The sequence below is a fragment of the Alteromonas oceanisediminis genome (assembly GCF_018474025.1).
GTDB classification, from domain to species: domain Bacteria; phylum Pseudomonadota; class Gammaproteobacteria; order Enterobacterales; family Alteromonadaceae; genus Alteromonas_E; species Alteromonas_E oceanisediminis.
Genome location: NZ_JAHCTA010000021.1, coordinates 1 through 1,273, shown reverse-complemented (window position 1 = coordinate 1,273; position 1,273 = coordinate 1). Strand labels below are relative to the sequence as shown.

Annotated in this window: 1 protein-coding gene; it reads left to right on the top strand. The window is 46.9% G+C overall.

Annotated features, from left to right (window positions below; all coding sequences use genetic code 11):
* The first annotated feature begins 67 nt into the window (after nucleotides 1-67).
* Nucleotides 68-1,242 (top strand): IS3 family transposase gene (locus KIU71_RS17685; protein WP_214132633.1). Its coding sequence is split into 2 segments (ribosomal slippage): nucleotides 68-317 and nucleotides 317-1,242, totalling 1,176 coding nucleotides; the frame shifts between segments, so codons are not numbered across the junction.
* Nucleotides 1,243-1,273: the final 31 nt, after the last annotated feature.

Below are 1,273 nucleotides of genomic sequence, written 5' to 3'. Positions count from 1 at the left end.
TGAGGTGGTTTAATTGAATTGACCAGTCCAGTTAAGGATATAATCAACCCTTAGCTGGAGAGAGTAAATGGCCGAAAGAAAAAGGTATACGAAAGAATTCAAGTTAGACGCTGTGAGCCTGGTGCTGGATCAGGGCCACACGCGTTCAGAAGTCGCAAAAATGTTAGAAGTCAGTGCACAGTTGATAGGGCGCTGGGTTAAAGAACATCAGCAAGATGATGACGGGCAAGCGTTTCGTGGCAATGGCAAGTTAACAGCGGAGCAGAGCGAGATCAGGCGGCTCAAAGAGCAGGTAAAGCGCCTTGAGATGGAAAAACGCATCTTAAAGGAAGCGACGGTCTTCTTCGCCAAGGAAACGACGTAAAGTATTCGTTTATCGATGCCAGAAAGAAGACCTATCCGGTTGACATGATGTGTCGACTGCTAGGCGTCAAGCGCAATGGATTTTACCGTTATTTGAAGGTACAAAAGCACCCAAGACCTGATGATGATATTCGTCAGGATATTATCGAGTGGATGCATAAGATTGCCAAGGCCAGCGGCTATAGCTATGGCAGCCGCAGGATGAAAAAGGCGTTGAATTGTTTGGGTTATCCTGTGGGTCGACGTTATACCCGGACCTTGATGAAAGAAGCCGGTATTCAGGTGCGCTACAGGAAAAAATACAAAGTAACCACCAATAGCAAACACAAAAAACCTGTGTTTGAAAACGTGCTTGAGCGACAATTTGATATGAGTGCGCCGAACCAAGCCTACGTACAGGATATTACCTATATCTGGACACAAGAAGGCTGGTTATATCTTGCTGTGGTGCTGGATTTATTTTCTCGCCGCGTGGTCGGCTGGAGTATGGGGTCGAGAATGAAAGCCAAGTTGGTCTGCGATGCGCTGACCATGGCGTTATGGCAACGCAGGCCACCCGAAGGACTGATTGTGCATTCTGACAGAGGAAGCCAATATGCCAGTCAGCCTTATCGACGATTACTCAAAGGTCATGGGTTTATTGGTAGTATGAGTCGCAAAGGTGATTGCTGGGATAATGCCGTAGTGGAAAGCTTCTTTGGCAGTTTGAAGCAAGAGCGCGTGCAGTGGCGGCATTACCAGACTCGCCACGAAGCTCAGCAAGATATATTGGATTACATCACGGTCTTTTATAACCCGGTGCGGTTGCATTCGTATCTGGGCTATAAAAGCCCAAACCAATACGAATTAGATGTAAGAAATGAGAGAAAAGTAGCTTAACTGGGTTGGTCGATTTGGCTTGACCACGTCA